This is a genomic window from Phyllobacterium sp. A18/5-2 (assembly GCF_025452215.1).
Classification (GTDB): Bacteria; Pseudomonadota; Alphaproteobacteria; order Rhizobiales; family Rhizobiaceae; genus Phyllobacterium; species Phyllobacterium sophorae.
Genome location: NZ_CP104966.1, coordinates 1,052,095 through 1,069,580 on the forward strand (window position 1 = coordinate 1,052,095; position 17,486 = coordinate 1,069,580).

Annotated in this window: 15 protein-coding genes, 2 pseudogenes and 1 riboswitch; of the genes and pseudogenes, 8 read left to right on the forward strand and 9 right to left on the reverse strand. The window is 56.3% G+C overall.

Going from position 1 to position 17,486, the window contains the following annotated elements:
* Positions 1-77 precede the first annotated feature (77 nt).
* Positions 78-197: riboswitch (TPP riboswitch) on the forward strand.
* 44 nt (positions 198-241) lie between these two features.
* The 4 genes from thiB to N8E89_RS05300 all read left to right on the forward strand — a co-directional run bounded on the left by thiB (position 242) and on the right by N8E89_RS05300 (position 5,269).
* Positions 242-1,258 carry a thiamine ABC transporter substrate binding subunit gene (gene thiB / locus N8E89_RS05285; RefSeq protein WP_262261335.1) on the forward strand — a complete coding sequence of 339 codons (1,017 nt, stop codon included), beginning with the start codon at positions 242-244 and terminating at the stop codon, positions 1,256-1,258.
* A 4-nt stretch (positions 1,259-1,262) separates the two neighbouring features.
* Positions 1,263-2,897, forward strand: a complete 1,635-nt coding sequence (thiP, locus tag N8E89_RS05290) for a thiamine/thiamine pyrophosphate ABC transporter permease (protein WP_262261337.1) — start codon at positions 1,263-1,265, stop codon at positions 2,895-2,897.
* Positions 2,890-3,642 (forward strand): thiamine ABC transporter ATP-binding protein, encoded by a 753-nt coding sequence (gene thiQ / locus N8E89_RS05295; protein ID WP_262261339.1) that lies wholly within the window; start codon positions 2,890-2,892, stop codon positions 3,640-3,642. Before thiP ends, thiQ begins: the two co-directional genes overlap by 8 nt.
* A gap of 118 nt (positions 3,643-3,760) precedes the next feature.
* Positions 3,761-5,269, forward strand: a complete 1,509-nt coding sequence (locus tag N8E89_RS05300) for a M48 family metalloprotease (protein ID WP_106662577.1) — start codon at positions 3,761-3,763, stop codon at positions 5,267-5,269.
* 49 nt (positions 5,270-5,318) lie between these two features.
* On the opposite strand, the gene N8E89_RS05305 is transcribed toward N8E89_RS05300, so the two are convergent.
* The 6 genes and pseudogenes from N8E89_RS05305 to N8E89_RS05330 form a co-directional block, all read right to left on the reverse strand.
* A complete protein-coding gene (locus N8E89_RS05305) occupies positions 5,319-5,924 on the reverse strand; it encodes a CarD family transcriptional regulator (protein WP_106661957.1) in 606 nt (201 codons plus the stop codon).
* Between the two features lie 356 nt (positions 5,925-6,280).
* Positions 6,281-6,619, reverse strand: coding sequence for a ferredoxin FdxA (gene fdxA, locus N8E89_RS05310; protein ID WP_262261340.1), 339 nt, complete (start codon positions 6,617-6,619; stop codon positions 6,281-6,283).
* A gap of 317 nt (positions 6,620-6,936) precedes the next feature.
* Positions 6,937-7,341: an Hsp15 family ribosome-associated heat shock protein gene (locus N8E89_RS05315; RefSeq protein ID WP_113172328.1), complete on the reverse strand. Its 405-nt coding sequence runs from the start codon at positions 7,339-7,341 to the stop codon at positions 6,937-6,939.
* A gap of 19 nt (positions 7,342-7,360) precedes the next feature.
* Positions 7,361-10,391, reverse strand: a pseudogene (locus N8E89_RS05320) (helicase-related protein).
* A gap of 643 nt (positions 10,392-11,034) precedes the next feature.
* On the reverse strand, positions 11,035-11,760 hold the full coding sequence (locus tag N8E89_RS05325) for a beta-ketoacyl-ACP reductase (protein ID WP_106661961.1): 726 nt from the start codon (positions 11,758-11,760) through the stop codon (positions 11,035-11,037).
* 105 nt (positions 11,761-11,865) lie between these two features.
* Positions 11,866-13,051: pseudogene (locus tag N8E89_RS05330) on the reverse strand (acetyl-CoA C-acetyltransferase).
* 261 nt (positions 13,052-13,312) lie between these two features.
* Between N8E89_RS05330 and phaR the strand changes: the two are divergent.
* The 3 genes from phaR to N8E89_RS05345 all read left to right on the forward strand — a co-directional run bounded on the left by phaR (position 13,313) and on the right by N8E89_RS05345 (position 14,775).
* The gene (gene phaR / locus N8E89_RS05335; RefSeq protein WP_106661963.1) at positions 13,313-13,924 is read left to right on the forward strand and encodes a polyhydroxyalkanoate synthesis repressor PhaR; all 612 of its coding nucleotides are present in this window, start codon (positions 13,313-13,315) and stop codon (positions 13,922-13,924) included.
* Positions 13,925-14,006: 82 nt separating this feature from the next.
* Positions 14,007-14,444 carry a GlcG/HbpS family heme-binding protein gene (locus N8E89_RS05340; protein WP_262261341.1) on the forward strand — a complete coding sequence of 146 codons (438 nt, stop codon included), beginning with the start codon at positions 14,007-14,009 and terminating at the stop codon, positions 14,442-14,444.
* Between the two features lie 49 nt (positions 14,445-14,493).
* A complete protein-coding gene (locus N8E89_RS05345; protein ID WP_106662578.1) occupies positions 14,494-14,775 on the forward strand; it encodes a cupin domain-containing protein in 282 nt (93 codons plus the stop codon).
* 17 nt (positions 14,776-14,792) lie between these two features.
* Here N8E89_RS05345 and N8E89_RS05350 read toward each other — a convergent pair whose 3' ends face one another.
* From N8E89_RS05350 to mtgA, 3 genes are all read right to left on the reverse strand, one after another.
* Entirely contained in the window at positions 14,793-15,197 is a 405-nt protein-coding gene (locus tag N8E89_RS05350; protein WP_113172322.1) for a hypothetical protein, read from the reverse strand.
* Between the two features lie 91 nt (positions 15,198-15,288).
* Positions 15,289-15,471 carry a 50S ribosomal protein L32 gene (gene rpmF / locus N8E89_RS05355; RefSeq protein ID WP_008121851.1) on the reverse strand — a complete coding sequence of 61 codons (183 nt, stop codon included), beginning with the start codon at positions 15,469-15,471 and terminating at the stop codon, positions 15,289-15,291.
* Positions 15,472-15,649: 178 nt separating this feature from the next.
* Positions 15,650-16,273 (reverse strand): monofunctional biosynthetic peptidoglycan transglycosylase, encoded by a 624-nt coding sequence (gene mtgA / locus N8E89_RS05360; RefSeq protein WP_245448566.1) that lies wholly within the window; start codon positions 16,271-16,273, stop codon positions 15,650-15,652.
* Between the two features lie 285 nt (positions 16,274-16,558).
* Here mtgA and N8E89_RS05365 point away from each other — a divergent pair, with 285 nt between their 5' ends.
* Positions 16,559-17,476 carry a polyprenyl synthetase family protein gene (locus N8E89_RS05365; RefSeq protein ID WP_106662579.1) on the forward strand — a complete coding sequence of 306 codons (918 nt, stop codon included), beginning with the start codon at positions 16,559-16,561 and terminating at the stop codon, positions 17,474-17,476.
* The last annotated feature ends 10 nt before the right edge of the window (positions 17,477-17,486 follow it).

A 17,486-nucleotide genomic window follows, 5' to 3' on the forward strand; every position in this document is an offset into this window, starting at 1 on the left:
TGGCGGGGGAGGAAACATATCATTGAGCCCGCAGATAGCCCCGCTTGCGCACCTGCAGCTTTATCTTTAATCTTTGCAACGCTCTAACGGGGTGCCTGCCTTACCGAGGACAGGCTGAGAGGCTTTGGGAGAAATCCTGCCAACCCGCGGAACCTGATCCGGTTTGTACCGGCGGAGGGATTAGACGCGGCAGTAAAAGCCGGCGCATCAATCCTTTTGAATTGTAACTATGGAGACGCCGATGCGGCCGTTCAATACACTTGTGAAATTAGTAATCCTGGCCGGCGCATTGGCGCTCGGCCTGACAGCCCCGGCGAAGGCCGAGGGCAAGCTAACCGTCTATACCTATGAAAGTTTCACTGCAGAGTGGGGTCCTGGTCCGAAAATCAAGGAAGCTTTCGAAAAGCAGTGCGGCTGCACCGTCGAGTTTGTGGCAGTCACTGATGGGGTTGCCCTGCTCAACCGGCTCAAACTCGAGGGTCCTTCCACCAAGGCAGATGTCGTCCTCGGACTTGACACCAATTTGACCTACGAGGCCAGCGAAACCGGCCTCTTTGCACCGCACGGCATCGACACAAGTGCCATCTCCATACCCGGCGGCTATCAGGACGATACGTTCGTGCCCTTTGACTATGGCTATTTCGCTGTGATCTACGACACGGAAAAACTGAAAAATCCTCCTGGCAGCCTGAAGGAACTTGTCGAGGGCGACCCGAAGCAGAAGATCGTCATCGAAGATCCGCGCACCTCGACGCCTGGCCTCGGTCTGCTGCTATGGGTGAAATCGGTCTATGGCGATAAGGCTGGCGAAGCCTGGGGCAAACTGAAGGACCGCGTATTGACGGTAACACCGGGCTGGTCGGAAGCCTACGGGCTATTCACCAAGGGCGAAGCGCCGCTTGTGCTTTCCTATACCACCTCGCCTGCCTATCATATCGTTGCTGAAAAGACCGATCGTTACAAGGCCGCTCCCTTTGAGGAAGGTCATTATCTGCAAGTGGAGGTTGCGGGCCAGACAGCCAATGGCGCCAAAAACCCGTTATCCGCACAGTTCCTGACGTTCATGACCAGTCCGGCGTTTCAGGATGCAATCCCGGAGAACAATTGGATGTTTCCCGCCGCCAAGACGAGCACTGCGCTCAACCCGGCTTTTGAAACGCTGGTGAAGCCAGCAAAGACTTTGATCTTGTCACCGGAGGAGGTCTCAAAGAACCGCAAGGCCTGGATCGATGAATGGTTGTCAGCCATGAGTTTGTAATGCTGTGACGGCAGACCGCTCCTTGAAACCTCTGGCGGGGGCGTCCGCCCTCGCCCTTCTGGCCATTCTTGCCGGAGGCGCATTGTTGAGTCTGGCGATTGAAGCGATGGGCGGCCGCACGGAGGGCTTTGCCACTTTCGACAGTTATTTATGGCGTATTGCGCGCTTCACGCTGGTGCAGGCGCTTCTGTCGATGCTGCTGTCGGTGGCCCTTGCCGTTCCGCTCGCCCGTGCGCTGCATGCGCATCCGGCGTTCCCCGGACGCGCCATGATCCTGCGGCTCTTTGCTCTGCCGCTGGCGTTGCCGGCATTGGTCGCGGTCCTTGGCATTACCAGCATCTACGGCCGCAATGGACTGCTGGCAGCGACCTTCCGCGCGCTCGGCCTTGACGCGAAACCCGATATCTACGGTCTGACCGGCATCCTCATTGCCCACGTATTTTTCAACCTGCCTCTTGCGACCCGGCTGATTCTGTCTGGCCTCGATTCCATCCCCGAAGATTACTGGAAGCTGGCGTCCCAATTAGGCATGAATGGATGGGCGCGCTTCCGGCTGATCGAATGGCCCGTCATCCGGCGCAATCTCTCCGGCATCGCCGGCTTGATCTTCATGCTATGCATAACTTCCTTCACCATTGTCCTGACGCTCGGCGGCGGACCGCGGGCAACGACACTGGAAGTTGCGATTTACCAAGCGTTGCATTTCGACTTCGACATTGCACGTGCGGTGTCGCTGACGCTGCTGCAACTCTGCCTGACAATCGCAGTTCTGGCGGTGCTGGGGCTGAGCGGCCGGCCGGCGGAAGAAGGGTTTAGTCTGCACACGGCAACACGTCGTTTTGACAGGCCGCCGCTTGGAGCAAAACTGCTGGACGGCGGGCTGATCCTTTTTGGCCTGGTGTTTGTGGGACTTCCCATTGCTGGAACCGTTGTCTCGGGCCTTGCAGCCGATCTGCTCCGGCTGCTCAGCGAAAGGCTTGTCTGGCAGGCGATCTTGACGAGCCTTATCCTTGGCGCAAGTGCCGCGGCCCTTTCACTGATTATTTCGCTCGCACTGGTCATGGCTCGCGAATATCTCGCCAATGAGCGCCGTGACGCGCCACCCACGCTCTTCGAGCGTGCGCTCGATCTTGGTGCAAGCCTGATCATGGTCGTCCCGCCTATCGTGATCGGCGCGGGCTGGTTCATCCTGTCGCGCCATTTCGTCGATCCGTTCAGTCTTGCGCCGATCATGGTCGTGAGTGTCAACGCAGCGATGGCTATACCCTTTGCCTTCCGGATTCTGCGCCCGTCATGGGACACAGCGGCCAGCCGCCATAACCGGCTCTGTGCACAACTTGGCATTGCCGGATGGAACCGGCTCCGGCTAATTGATTGGCCTGCACTTGCCCGGCCCTTGGGCGTTGCGTTTGCCTTTGCCATGGCGCTGTCGCTCGGTGATCTGGGAACCATTGCACTTTTTGGCAACAATTCTATTCAAACGCTGCCATTTCTTTTGCTGCAGCGCATGGGAAGCTATCGCACTGAAGATGCCGCCGGTCTGGCTCTTATCCTCGGTTTTCTTTGCCTTCTCCTGATGATAATAGCCGACCGGGGGGCAAGCCGCCTGGCAAGAAAAGAGAGCGGAAATAATGGCTAAGCCTTCCGGGCCACATGCGAGCGACGGCGCGTCGATCCGGCTCGATGCAGTGGGCTTCGACTTTGGCGACATGGCTATGCATTTCGATCTCGCCATCGCACCATCCTCGATAGCCGCCATTATCGGCCCAAGCGGGTCCGGAAAGTCCACGCTGCTTAATCTCATCGCGGGGTTTGAAACGGCAAAGTCTGGCAGGATTCTGATCGGTGGCCAAGATGTGACGCATGCACCGCCGGCCCGGCGCCCCGTTTCCATGGTTTTTCAGGACAACAATCTCTTTGCGCATCTTGATGTTGCCGCAAATGTCGGGCTGGGCCGCCAGCCAGACCTCAAATTGAACGATGCGGATCGTACCGCCGTGAGCGAAGCGATCCGGAAAGTCGGTCTCGCGGGCAAGGAAGAACGCAAGCCGGAAGCGTTATCCGGTGGCGAACGCCAGCGCGTGGCCATTGCCCGCGCCCTTGTGCGCAACCGGCCCGTGCTTCTCCTGGACGAAGCTTTTGCTTCGCTGGGACCCGCGCTGCGCCACGAAATGCTCGATCTCGTCGGAAATCTGCAAGAGGATACAAGGATGACAATCGTTATGGTGACGCATCATCCGGAAGATGCATTGCGCCTGCCCTCGACGCTGTTCTATCTCGAACACGGTAAAATCGTCGCTTCAGGGCCTGCGAAAGAATTATTGTCAGACAAGAGACCGTCGCTGTTGCGGAAATACCTCGGTGTGAAAGACTCTGACCTTTGACATATTTTCGACGCCTTGCCTTCTTTAAGAGGACAATGAATTTCTTGCTCAAGGCTGTTTGTCGGGCTAGCAAGAACACAGACATACGAGTCTGCTGATGCGCTACGACAACGAGGACATGATTCTGGGTTCGCTTAACTCCCCCACTGGCAACGGATGGCTTCAAGCCGCTCGCCGCAGGAACCTTGCGCCGGCGACGCTATTGCTTGCGTTCCTGTCAGGGTGCCAGGTGCTCAATGTCGGCAAGGAAGATGCGCTCGGTCCTTCATCGAACCCGGTGACCGTCGACAATGTTACCAAGAACGACCGGTTGGCAAAACTCAGTGCTGAGCAGCATCCGCGTATTCTTGCGACCTATGGCGGAGAGTACAAGGACGCCAAGCTGGAACGAATGGTTGCCAAGGTCGTGGGTAATCTGACCACTGTCTCCGACAATCCGACCCACACCTACCGCATCACCATCCTGAACTCGCCCAACATCAATGCGTTCGCTTTGCCGGGCGGCTATCTCTACGTGACGCGCGGTCTGCTGGCGCTTGCGAATGACAGTGCCGAACTTTCCGCTGTCATTGCACACGAAATGGGCCACGTGATCGCCAATCATGGTATCGAACGCCAGCAGCGCGAACAGGAGGCGCAGATCGCCGGACGTGTTGTCTCGGAGGTTCTGCAGGATGATAGCGCCGGACGCGAAGCCTTGATCCGCGGCAAGTTGCGGATGGCGCAATTCTCGCGCAATCAGGAACTGCAGGCGGATGCTATCGGGATCAAGATGATTGGTGAAGCAGGCTATGATCCGTTCGCCGCCGCCCGCTTCCTGCAATCGATGGCATCCTATGCGGATTTCCGCACTGTCTCAGGTGCGACAGATGCCAGCCTCGACTTTCTGGCCAGCCACCCTTCGGCACCGCAACGCATCGAGCTCGCCCGCGGCCACGCTCGCCGCGTCGGGGCACCGGGCGTTGGCACAACCGATCGTGATTCCTTTCTCCAGGGCATTGACGGCATTCTCTATGGCGACACGCCGGAGGAGGGTTATGTGCGCGGACGGAGCTTTGTTCACCCGCTGCTCGGCGTGAGCTTCACCGTTCCCGATGGTTTCGTCATCGACAACAGTGCCGACGCAGTCATGGCCACGGGACCTGGCGAGGTGGCGGTCCGCTTTGATGGAACGCAGGTTTCGGGCAGTCCGTCCATGACCGACTACATGCGCAGCGGCTGGGTTACGGGTCTGGACGGTGCGAGCGTGACAGCCACAACTTTCAACGGGATGCCGGCAGCAAGCGCCAAGGCCAGGGCCGATCGCTGGGAGTTTGACATTTTTGTTGTCAACGCCGGCGACCGGATTTATCGCTTCCTGACCGCGGCTCCGACCGGTAGCACTGCGCTGACACCCGCGTCGCAGACAGTGATACAAAGTTTCCGCCTGTTGACGCCGCAAGAAAAGGCCAACATCAAGCCGCTGCGCATCCGTGTCGTCACGGTTAGACCCGGCGATACTTTGACCAGTCTCTCTAACCAGATCATGGGAACCGAGCGCAAACTCGATCTCTTCCGGCTGATCAATGCGTTACCGCCCGGGGGGACTGTGTCAGTCGGGGACAAGGTCAAAGTCATTAGTGAATAAAAAAGGCCCGGCAATGCCGGGCCTTTTTTAAATAATCGAATGAACCCGCTTATGCGGCTTCTTCCTGCTCGTCTTCCACAACGGAATCTGCTTCCACTTCGGCATCCGCCTCGGCTTTTGCACCACGCTTCGGTCCCTTGGCAAGGTTGACTTCGATCAGGCGAACCGCTTCGGTTTCCGACATCTTGTTGACCGCGGAAATTTCACGAGCCATCCGATCGAGCGCTGCTTCATAAAGCTGGCGTTCCGAATAGGACTGCTCCGGCTGGTTGTCAGCACGGAAAAGGTCGCGGACGACTTCGGAGATCGAGATCAGGTCGCCTGAATTGATCTTCGCATCGTATTCCTGTGCACGGCGGGACCACATGGTGCGCTTGATGCGGGCGCGACCCTGTACAACCTTCAACGCACGATCGACATAGTCGGTCTCGGAGAGCTTGCGCATGCCAATTGCAGTTGCTTTGGCAACAGGTACTTTCAAGCGCATTTTATCTTTCTGAAAATCAATAACAAACAGTTCAAGCTTGTGACCTGCAACTTCCTGTTCTTCGATATTGACGATTTGGCCTACGCCATGGGCCGGATATACAATGAATTCGCCCGTCTTGAATCCAATACGCTGGGCGGCGGCTTTTTTCTGCGGAACTGCTGTCATGCGCTTAACTACTCCTTGCTGCGCCCGGCAAAACGCACCGGCTAAACCAATCACTGGAAACCGGAACCCGGTTTGTCGGCCGCCAAGATATTCGCGCAAAAGCAATCCGGACGAAGCAGTGGGTGGGCGAACAGACAACCATACCCAGAACTGTTAGGTCCGAAATAAATCTAGCCGATTGGTGATTTATGCTTTAGCGCCACGAAATTGACGTCCAATGATCAACATATCCTGTGACCATATCACGAAAAGTGATTAGAATCAACTTTTTGCTGCACTTGCTCAAAAAGAGCGTTTTTGCAAGACTTGCATTATACGGCAATTCACGCTTGAGCAAACACTGATTCACGAAATATTCAGTCACCCTCACCGGGTTCAGGCGAAAAGAACTTTTCGAACTTACCTTCAACGCCGTCCATCTCTTTGGCATCCGCCGGGGCGTCGCGTTTCGCGGAAATATTCGGCCATTTTTCGGCATATTCGGCGTTCAACTGCAACCAGTTGTCCAGACCCGGCTCGGTATCTGGTTTGATAGCTTCAGCCGGGCATTCGGGCTCACAAACGCCGCAATCGATGCATTCATCCGGATGAATGACGAGCATGTTTTCACCTTCGTAAAAACAGTCGACCGGACAGACCTCAACGCAATCCATGTATTTGCAGCGGATGCAATTGTCGGTCACAACATAAGTCATTTGCTGGCTCCTGAAGACACCACAATCAGCGTGTCAGCGGTTCAGGTAACGATTTGACGCCGAGCTGACAAGGGGGGAAAATAAGCTGCGGCACCAGAACGCGGCCCGCATCACGTGCAAACGCCGAAGTTCGTCGCCATCACACCTGAACATGGGCCATACCCAAGTACTCACTGCGCCATTCATCGCACCGCGATGCTTGGCCGACAAGCAATCATTATCCCTTACTAGCGAATTTCGTAGAATATTATTCTAGATCGACGCTCAAGATAGGAGATCATTTCGACAAAAGCGCCGATTTCTGCAATCCTGCGCTCCTAGCTGTCTGAATCGTCGCCATCCCCATGCATCAGTCGATCCACCTGCCGCCGCTGGCGTTTCGTCGGACGTCCGCTGCCGGCATCACGGGCCGGCAATCCATCGAGGCGGCTGATGCCGTTCTTCGGCGGCAAGGGTGGCGATATGTCCTCATATAGTGTTCGCGCTTCCTCGGCCGGACCACGTCGCGTCCCGACCGAAAGGACACGGTAGATCAGAATCCGCCGCTCAAGACTGATCGTCAGAACATCACCCGGCTTAACGCCTTGAGACGGCTGATCGATTTTGTCCTTGTTTATGCGCACCTTGCCCCCGGATACGAGCTTTGCCGCCAGGGAGCGGGATTTGACGACCCGAGCGAAAAACAGCCATTTGTCGACGCGCTGCCTTTCTTCTCCTGTCATTCAGGCGATTCCCGTCATTCTATTTCTTCATCTGTTCCTTCAGGGCCAAGAGTTTGGCGAAGGGCGAGTCCATGTCGATCTTAACCGGACGTTCTTCACGCTCCGGACGCTTTGCGTGGGGCTGCGGCTTGCCTGAAGGCTTACCGCCTTCCTGCTTGAAGCGCTCATTGCCTCCGGGCTTACCTTTACCGCGGAAATGATCCTTGCGATCGCCGCGTTCATTCTGCTGGTTCGGATTCCGCTCCGGCCGAGCCTGGTGTTGTTCGCTCGGGCTATTGCGAACCTGGCCTCCATTCGGCTGATTGCGCTTCTCCTGGTTGCCGCGATTGGCGCGGCCTTCAAAACGCGCCTGACGCCACAGAAATATGGGCTTTGGCGCCTCTTCTGGCGCAACGTTGGCATGTTCGTCACCCGGTTCGCTGGCTTCGGTTGCCGGATCAGCCGTGACCTGTGGTTCTTCTGCAACCGATTGCACCGCTTCGACAGCTTCCGGTACAGAAGGCATTTCCGAGTTTGACTCGCTGACTTCCTGCGCGGCGGCAGGCGCTGACGCTGCATCAAGTTCAAGGACCTTCGCAGCGACGGTTGCAGCATCGACCGCTTCCTGACGATAGCCGAGGTTCTTCAGGATTTCTTCCATATCATCGGCAGTCGCGCCGAGAATCGACATCATTGCCGGCGTGACGACGAAGCGCGTGCCATCGTAGGCACCATCCGGCCGTGTACTTGCACCAGGTTTCCACGCCAGCGCAGGCCGGATGAGATCGGCAAGGCGTTCAAGAATATCGATACGCACCGCACGCCGTCCGAGAAGCCTGTAGCCTGCCAAGCGGTAGAAGGCGGGATCGAAGCTCGGATCGGTCACGACGGACGTACGTCCGGCAGACAAGACCTGAACGACATCGCCATACCCTGGGCGATCTTTCGCGTCTTCCTTGAGCGCCCACAAAAGCGATAACAGGCCCGCTGGTGCGGGTTTCAGCAATGCCGGCAGGAATATGTGATAAGCGCCGAAGCGGACGCCAAGACGCCGGAGAGCCGCGCGGGAATCCTGATCGAGGCCCCGGACGTCTTCGGCAACGTCACGGCGCTGAAGGACGCCAAAATTCTCGACCAACTGGAACGCCAACCCCTTGGTGATACCCACAAGTGCGTCGGCATTGGCAAGATCCACAAGCGGCTTCAGCACGGTTTCGATGTGGTGTGCCAGAAAACGGTCTACCCGCGCCGCAACCTTGTCGCGAGCGGGGCCGGTGAGTTGCTCGTCGGCCAACAGCACCGCACGCGGCTTCAGCGCCTGTTCACCGGAAACGACCGAAGCAACAGGAGCGCCTATCCAGCGCAAGGTTCCATCGGAGCCCAGAGCGAAATCGCCGTTTGCCGCAGCGTCAAACCGCGCCGCACGACTTTCAAACTCTACGCCCAGGGCCTTCTGCGCGGCCGCCTTGACGGCTTTCGCATCTGTTCCATCGACTTGAGCATCCGTGGTGAAACGGAACCCGTCCAAATGTCCAACATGGTGCCCTTCGACAACTACGTCCCCGGCAGGGCTAATTTCGGCTTCTAGCATTGTATTCTCTCTCAGGCGCCTCATAAGCACGCTTGTCCTGCGGTCTACGAAGCGTTTCGTCAACCGTTCATGCAGTGCATCTGATAATCTGTCCTCAATTTCACGCGTCTTTTTCTTGCCAATGTGCCTGATCTGCCAGCCATCCGGGCCGGTGAGACACAAAAGTCCAGGTTCTGATCTGGGCAATTCGCCGCGAAAGCGCGTCGATGTCGCCGTCGGTGGAATCGGCCCGGCGAACCTCTTCGGCCATATAAGTTTCGTTAACATGCCCGGACTCAGCGAGATCAGTATAGATCGACGCAATGATATCCGCGTGCTGCGCCGGCGCGATCTTGCGGTAATCGGGCAGCGCGCAGGCGTCCCAAAGCAGCGCAACGCGCTCCGGCGTGTTAGCAAGTGGTGCAACATCCGCGTCGCGGGAAAGGAATTCCAGCGCTTGCTGGTCAACCGCGGGAAGCGCCCTCGTCAAACCTTCGACCGGCGCGGCGGTATCGATCGACCGCTTCAGTGCGTCGAGGCTGGAATAATCGAAGCGGGCGGTGCGCCACTGCAGGATTTTTACGGAATCAAACGCATGCGACTCGACGCGCTGGACCAGTTCTTCGGAGAAACCCGCTACCTGACCGGTGACACCAAACGTGCCATCGCGTAAATGACGGCCGGCGCGGCCGGCGATCTGACCGATTTCTGCTGGCGAAAGGCCACGGAACTGATAGCCATCGAACTTCCGGTCTTGGGCAAAGGCCACATGATCGACATCGAGATTGAGGCCCATGCCGATCGCATCGGTCGCGACCAGATAATCCACATCGCCCGATTGATATAGGTCGACCTGCGCGTTGCGCGTGCGCGGACTGAGCGCGCCCATGACAACCGCTGCACCGCCGTTCTGCCGCCGGATAAGTTCGGCAATCGCATAAACTTCCTCTGCGGCAAATGCGACGACGGCTGTACGCGGTGGCAGCCGGGTGATCTTTTTCGATCCGGCATAGGTGAGATTTGAGAGCCTGGGGCGCGTGATCATCGAAATTCCGGGCAGGAGCTTTTCGAGAATGGCGCGCATCGTGGCGGCACCCAGCAACAAAGTTTCCTGGCGCCCGCGAAGATGCAAAATACGATCGGTGAAGATGTGACCGCGTTCCAGATCGTTGGCAAGCTGCACTTCATCGATAGCGACGAAATCCATGCTGGTCTGGCGCGGCATGGCTTCTACGGTGCAGACCGCATAGCGGGCACCCGGCGGGTTGATCTTTTCCTCACCTGTAATCAGTGCGACATTCTTCACCCCTACCCGCTCAGCCACGCGGTTATAAACCTCGCGCGCCAGAAGCCGCAGTGGCAGGCCGATCATCCCCGTCTGGTGCGCCAGCATCCGTTCGATGGCGAGATGCGTTTTTCCCGTATTGGTCGGCCCCAAGACGGCTGTGACATCGCGGCCTGTCAGGATAAGCGGAATTTCGGGAGTGGGCATAAGGTTCATCAATTACATTCCAGTACCGGCGCGACGGCCTGACCAAATGAGCAGGCGAGCCGGGCATGCAGTCCAAGTAGCATTTTCAGCATCCGACAGAAAGTATGCGGGGCTGTCGAGATAAACAATCATGAACCGATTCACGGAGTGTTCCATTAGGAAATAGAACGCGAGCAGAACAGAATCAGCTACAGAATCAGCTTTAGGATGAGATTCCTGATTTGTTCACGGCCATATATAGATTTTTGTCTGGAGGGGCGCACTAAATGCTGAATCCGGAGTTCTCATATCGAGTGATCCTCTTGCATTGAATTAACCTTTACGCATTTTGGCCACCGCACCTCATCACACCGCTAGAAAATTTAAAAGAGTAATGAATACTTGTGGTTAGGACTACATCAATTCCTTCATCCCTTCCTTTCCGATGAAATTTCACCAGGCCGGAACGAGATCGCTGATGGAATCAATGCTCCAACTTATTCATGTTTTGTTCACTGTTCAATTTTTATTGACGCGAACAGGACAAAGCATCCCGGGCGCGGCTTTCGATAGGACAAGATTCATTCGGGCATGTTTCCAAGATCATGGGAAACGTTCCTTAAAAAAACGCCGCGCATAGAAGACGCGCGGCGTTTCCGGCATTTCTCGTCAATTAGCTTGAGTATTGCCCACCATTGGCCGAAAGCGTCGAACCGGTGATAAAGCCTGCATCGTCGGAAGCGAGGAACACAACGCAGCGCGCCACTTCCTCCGGCTCGCCGAGGCGGCCGACCGGAATCTGCGGGATAATGCGTTCATTAAGCACTTTCTCGTCGATCGCCCTCACCATCTCGGTCCCGATATAGCCGGGACAGATGGCATTCACCGTAATTCCGGCACGCGCGCCTTCTTGCGCCAGCGCCTTGGTGAACCCGATATCACCGGCCTTGGCCGCCGAGTAGTTAACCTGTCCAGCCTGCCCCTTCTGCCCGTTGATGGAAGAGATATTGATTACCCGCCCGAATTTGCGGTCGCGCATACCGGTCCAGACTGGATGGGTCATGTTGAAGAGGCTGGTCAAATTGGTATTGATCACTTCGCTCCATTGACCAGGGGTCATCTTGTGGAACATTGCATCCCGTGTGATACCGGCATTATTTACGAGCACGCCTACCGGGCCGAGGTCGGCTTCGATTTTAGCAATCCCTGCAGCGCATTCCTCGTAGTTTGACACGTCCCATTTATAGGTCGCGATCCCCGTTTCCTTGCTGAATTTCTTCGCTGCATCGTCATTGCCGGCATAATTTGCCGCGACCTTGTAACCAGCCGCTTTCAAAGCCACGCATATGGCAGCGCCGATACCGCGTGTCCCACCTGTCACGATTGCCGTTTTTGTCATTGTGCCCTCCCTTAAACGGATTCTCTCAAACGAAATGTACTTATAAAAACAATCGAAATTTGGGGTGCTGCTGGCCCAAATAGTATTGAGCCAGCGGAACTGCGTTCAGTCCTTGATCCGCTCCACACAAAGAGCGACACCCATGCCGCCGCCGATGCACAGCGTTGCGAGGCCCTTTGTCCCGTTACGGCGCTTCAATTCGAACAGCAGCGTATTGAGAACGCGGGCACCCGAGGCGCCGATGGGGTGACCGATAGCTATTGCGCCACCATTGACATTGACGATGTCCGGATTGAAGCCCAGATCCTTGTTCACGGCGCAGGCTTGCGCAGCGAACGCTTCGTTTGCCTCCACCAAATCGAGATCTTCGGCTTTCCATCCGGCTTTCTCCAGCGCCTTGCGCGACGCCGGTATAGGCCCGGTGCCCATAATCGACGGATCGACACCTGCAGTGGCCCAGGAAACGATCCGCGCCAAAGGCTTTATTCCCCGGCGCTTGGCTTCTTCCTCGCTCATCAGCACGACGGCGGCTGCACCATCGTTCAGCCCTGACGCATTGCCAGCAGTCACGGTACCGTCCTTGTCAAAGGCCGGCCTGAGCTTTGCCAGCGAGATCCAGTGTCGCGCCATGGCGGATATATTCGTCATCGGCAACGACGACATCGCCCTTGCGTGTTTTGATGGTAACCGGAACAATTTCGTCCTTGAATTTCCCGGCCTTTTGCGCTGCCTCGGCCTTGTTCTGGGAACGGAGGGCAAAGTTGTCCTGCTCCTCGCGCGTCAATTGCCACTTGCGTGCAATATTCTCGGCGGTAATTCCCATATGGTAGCCGTGGAATGCATCGGTCAGACCGTCCTTGATCATCGTATCGATCATCTTGAAATCGCCCATCTTCACGCCACTGCGCAAATGCGAACAATGCGGCGCCATCGACATGGATTCCTGACCGCCGGCGACGATGATATCCGCGTCGCCCGTAGCGATCTGCTGCATGCCAAGCGCTACGGCACGCAGGCCCGAACCGCAAAGCTGGTTCAGGCCCCAAGCCGTTGCTTCCTGCGGAATGCCCGCCGCCATGGCCGCTTGACGTGCCGGATTCTGGCCCTCGCCCGCGCCCAGGACCTGCCCCATGATCACTTCGTCGACGTCTGCACCATCGACACCCGCACGGCTCAGCACCTCCTTGATAACCGCAGCTCCCAACTCATGTGCCGGAACATTCGCAAATGCACCGTTAAACGATCCAACTGGAGTGCGGGCGGCACTGGCGATGACAATCGATTGGGTCATGGACGTCTCCTCAAATTTGTCATGCTGAATTCATACAGCACATTCCTGGACAGAATTCCCTCCTAACAACCGTTTGACAAGGGCCATTTCAGTCTAAGTCGAAATTATCGCTTGCTGCATTGCAGCAAAGGTCTCGATGCATTGCGTTGGATGCGCTGCACAAATCACTTTGAATTGCAGCGCTTTGCCCCTATCCTCCAATGTCTATCCGTAAGCCGTCACGCAAGTTCGGTAATGGACACGAGGTTGGGGAGTTGAGCAATGGCAGGAAAAACCGGCGACGTCGTCATCAAGAAATATGCCAACCGGCGTCTCTACAATACCGGTACAAGCACCTACGTGACGCTCGAAGATTTGGCCGAGATGGTGAAGCGGAATGAGGATTTCACCGTACAGGATGCGAAAACCGGCGAGGATATCACCCATTCAGTCCTCACTCAGATCATCTTCGAACTCGAGAACAAGGAAGGGCAGAACATGCTGCCCATTCCGTTCCTGCGGCAATTGATTGCTTATTATGGCGACCAGATGCAGGTGGTTCTTCCAACGTTCCTCGAGCAATCCATGTCTGCCTTTGCCAAGGAGCAGGAACGCATGCGTGAGCAATTGACTGCAGCCTTTGGCAAGGCGCCAATGGACATGATGAATGTCAGCGCCCCGATCAAGCTGGTCGAGGAACAGGTTCGCCGCAATACCGAAATGCTGCAGCATGCGATGCGCATGTTCACGCCTTTCCCCCTTGGCAAGACGGCCGGTACGGCAGAGCCTGCGGACGCGGACACTCCGGAGAAAGCCACGAAAGATACCGGACTCGACGAGCTGAAGGAGCAGATCGCCGCCATGCAGCGCAAGCTCGACTCCCTCGACAAATAAAAGCTCCGGCCCGAACCGGGCTTGTCCGGCTCCCAATGGGAGCCGCTGCTATTCAATGAAACACCCTCGCAACGAGAACACTATGGCCCAGATTACACTTTCCAAAGCCAACACGATCATCAAGGCTGCCCTGGCAACGGGTAGTGAACTTGGAATGCGCCCCTTATCCGTCACGGTTCTTGATGCCGGCGGTCACCTGAAAGCGTTTCAAAAGCAGGACGGCGCATCCATGCTCCGGTTTGAAATCGCTTTTGGCAAAGCCTTCGGTGCACTGTCCATTGGCGCTGGGTCGCGCACGGTGGAAAAATTTGCCAAGGAGCGCCCGCATTTCGTGGAAGGTCTCGTTGCTGCATCCGGAGGGCATGTCATTCCGGTGGCTGGCGGTGTTCTTGTCAAGAACACCAAGGGCGAGATTCTCGGTGCCGTCGGCATTACTGGCGATTCATCAGACAATGATGAAATAGCCGCTGTCGCAGGTATTGAAGCCGCGGGCTTCGTTGCCGACGGGGGTCAAAGCTAAAACTTGCTCCAGCAGAGATCTTGATGATCCAGAGGTAACGGGAGGCAAGATGACGGGATCGGCCAAGGCGACAGTCTTCATCGACAATGAACGCGTTATTGTCACCGAGTATCGTTTCGCGGTCGGAGAGAACACCGGCTGGCACCGCCATGAACATGATTATGTTGTCGTTCCATTGATGGACGGGCGCGTGAAACTATTGACAAAAGACGGCGAAACCTTCGCCGACATGAAGAAGGGCGTGCCCTATTTCCGCTCGGAAGGTGTTGAGCATGATGTCATCAACGCCAATGAAGGAGAATATGCGTTCATCGAAATAGAGCTGAAATAGACGAACCGCCGACGGTTTCAGCGAAAATTCACGTCCCGGCCGGCAGAACGCAGGGAAACTGCAAAGCCCGCCAAAATATCGAAGAATGCCATTGCCAACAGAATGAAGAACAGCGAGTGCGAAGCACTGGGTACTAGCAGGAATTCCACAAGGAATGCGACGAAGACAAATATCGACAACAAATGATCGATAACCGATGTATTGCTGGTACGCGTTGATTTCATGATCTCGAAGAACAGCAGAGCCAGCGACAGAACCAGCATCAAGTCGCCCAAGGTCATGCGCCAGATACCGCCGGAAAACATATGCATCGAATAAAGTTCCGTCGCCCAAGGATCCGCGCCACCGCCCCCCACCAATCCAGCGACAACCAGATTGAAGACAACAAGCGGCACTACCATCAATGGAATATTTGAAATCACAATATCTTCTCCCAGGCAAAACCGCCGCACGCACAAACAAAAAAGACCGGCACAAATGCCGGTCTTCTCTATCATGAATTCGAAAAAGGGCTCAGCCTTCTTTAGGCGTCAGAACCTGACGACCACGATACATGCCGGTCTTCAGATCGACATGATGCGGACGGCGCAGTTCGCCTGAATTCTTGTCTTCGACGTAGGTCGGGGCCTTCAGCGCGTCGGCAGAACGGCGCATGCCGCGCTTCGACGGAGAAGTTTTTCGTTTAGGTACAGCCATTGTTCCAGCTCCAGTAATCAGTCAAAATCCGGCACTGGCCCGATTGAGCCTGTCACAATGGACAAAATTCCGGAAAGTTCGGCTGGGGCTATACACGGCTTGAGAGCTTTTGACCAGCATGAGTCACATATTTTTTGTCATAAAAGCTTCGAACCGCCGATTCTTCGCCGCTTCGTTACTAGTTTACACATCCGACATAGGCACCGGCGCCACGCGCGCGACGTTCGTTAAGCCTGGCGAGCGTCTGCATCCCGCGTCCTGGTCTCGCCGGATTGCGCACGATGGGGTTAGGTAGTGTCACTGCAAGGTAAGCGGCCTGGCGCGGCGAAAGCTTTGCCGCGCTGACATTGAAATGGTGCTGGGCGGCGGCTTCGACGCCGTAGATGCCCGGGCCCCATTCAGCAATATTCAGATAGATCTCCATCAGGCGCTGTTTAGGAAGGATAAGGTCAGTCATGATGGCAAGCGGCACCTCCAATCCTTTTCGAATAAAGGAACGGCTGGTCCAGAGGAACAGATTCTTGGCCGTTTGCATTGTGATCGTCGACGCACCACGTGTCTGCTCGCCGTCGATCGCGTCAGTAACGACCGAATTGAGCGCATCCCAATCAACACCCGAATGGAAGCAGAACTTCGCATCCTCGGACATCATTACTGAATTGATGAGTGTTGGAGATATTTGGTCCAGCGACACCCATCGGCGGTCGTATCCAGAGAACGTCACAAGATCTTTCATCATCAACGTGGAAACCGGGTGAATAAACGGCAAACGATAGAGGCTTAGCAGGATGATGGGCAGCATGATAAAGATGATTCCGGCCAGGACGAGATAACGCGTGAAGCGGCCCAAAGGCGATCGCCCGGGATTAACCAGATACCCTCTGCCCCGCTTATTTTTCACCAGAACCCGCGTCACACATCCCGTCCGCTCTAAAAAACTCCCGTTGGACATAGAGCAAAGAGCCACAGAAGGGAATTCATTCTGCGATTTTCTGCGCGATTCACACAGGGTGCGCTTCAAAATGGCAATCAAGGCAACACACGCCCATTGACCAGAGGCCCGTTTTTCGGTCATTGCCTGATCATGATGACAGATCAAGGTTTCTCATTGTTCCAGATCACCTTGCAGCAGCGCGCAGCTTCGGTCGAAACGTTGCTGTCCGAATTGCTGTCGGATCAACCGCACAGCGGCGAAATCAGCCGCCCGGCTCGGTTGATGGCAGCCATGCGGCATGGCGTGTTGAATGGCGGTAAACGCTTGCGTCCATTTCTGGTGATGGAAAGCGCCGCCCTGTTCGGCGCTGATAATTTTACTGCTTTGCGGATTGCCGCCGCCCTTGAGTGTGTCCACAGCTACTCGCTCGTTCATGACGATCTGCCCGCAATGGACGATGATGACCTGCGGCGCGGCCAGCCAACCGTTCACCGTAAATTCGACGAAGCTGCGGCCATACTTGCTGGCGACAGCCTGCTGACCTACGCCTTCGAATTAATCGCTAGTGACGAGACCGAGCTTGATGCGCAGTGCCGCGTGACGCTGATAACAGCACTTGCCCGCGCTTCGGGGATCGGTGGCATGACTGGAGGTCAGGCGCTTGACCTTGAAGCTGAGAAAATCAAACCGGACGAAGCAGGCATTATCCGCCTTCAGGCGATGAAGACCGGCGCATTGATCCGCTTTGCCTGTGAGGCAGGCGCCATCATCGGTCGTGCCGGCACCAAGGATCGCGACCGTTTGGCAGAGTATGGCTCGGCCATTGGCCTCGCCTTTCAGCTGGCTGATGATCTTCTCGACGTTACCGCCGAGGCAAGGGATATGGGCAAAGCGACAGGCAAGGACGCTGCTGCGGGCAAAGCCACGCTCGTGTCGTTGCATGGCGTCGAGTGGGCCAAACTGCAATTGGCGGGTCTTGTTGAGCAGGCTGAGGAAGTTCTGGCGCCGTTTGGCGAAAAGGCAGCCCTGCTCAAGGATGCGGCGCGCTTTATCGCCGATCGGCGTAACTAAGCGAAAGAGA

What these genes read in the sequence shown, in the direction of transcription:
- N8E89_RS05305 (WP_106661957.1), bottom strand. Translation starts at nt 5,924, where the DNA reads ATGACAGCAGTTCCGCAGAAAAAAGCCGCCGCCCAGCGTATTGGATTC.
- N8E89_RS05345 (WP_106662578.1), top strand. Translation starts at nt 14,494, where the DNA reads ATGACGGGATCGGCCAAGGCGACAGTCTTCATCGACAATGAACGCGTT.
- thiB (WP_262261335.1), top strand. Translation starts at nt 242, where the DNA reads ATGCGGCCGTTCAATACACTTGTGAAATTAGTAATCCTGGCCGGCGCA.
- mtgA (WP_245448566.1), bottom strand. Translation starts at nt 16,273, where the DNA reads ATGCTGCCCATCATCCTGCTAAGCCTCTATCGTTTGCCGTTTATTCAC.
- phaR (WP_106661963.1), top strand. Translation starts at nt 13,313, where the DNA reads ATGGCAGGAAAAACCGGCGACGTCGTCATCAAGAAATATGCCAACCGG.
- thiQ (WP_262261339.1), top strand. Translation starts at nt 2,890, where the DNA reads ATGGCTAAGCCTTCCGGGCCACATGCGAGCGACGGCGCGTCGATCCGG.
- N8E89_RS05365 (WP_106662579.1), top strand. Translation starts at nt 16,559, where the DNA reads ATGACAGATCAAGGTTTCTCATTGTTCCAGATCACCTTGCAGCAGCGC.
- N8E89_RS05340 (WP_262261341.1), top strand. Translation starts at nt 14,007, where the DNA reads ATGGCCCAGATTACACTTTCCAAAGCCAACACGATCATCAAGGCTGCC.
- fdxA (WP_262261340.1), bottom strand. Translation starts at nt 6,619, where the DNA reads ATGACTTATGTTGTGACCGACAATTGCATCCGCTGCAAATACATGGAT.
- N8E89_RS05325 (WP_106661961.1), bottom strand. Translation starts at nt 11,760, where the DNA reads ATGACAAAAACGGCAATCGTGACAGGTGGGACACGCGGTATCGGCGCT.
- N8E89_RS05315 (WP_113172328.1), bottom strand. Translation starts at nt 7,341, where the DNA reads ATGACAGGAGAAGAAAGGCAGCGCGTCGACAAATGGCTGTTTTTCGCT.
- N8E89_RS05300 (WP_106662577.1), top strand. Translation starts at nt 3,761, where the DNA reads ATGATTCTGGGTTCGCTTAACTCCCCCACTGGCAACGGATGGCTTCAA.
- rpmF (WP_008121851.1), bottom strand. Translation starts at nt 15,471, where the DNA reads ATGGCTGTACCTAAACGAAAAACTTCTCCGTCGAAGCGCGGCATGCGC.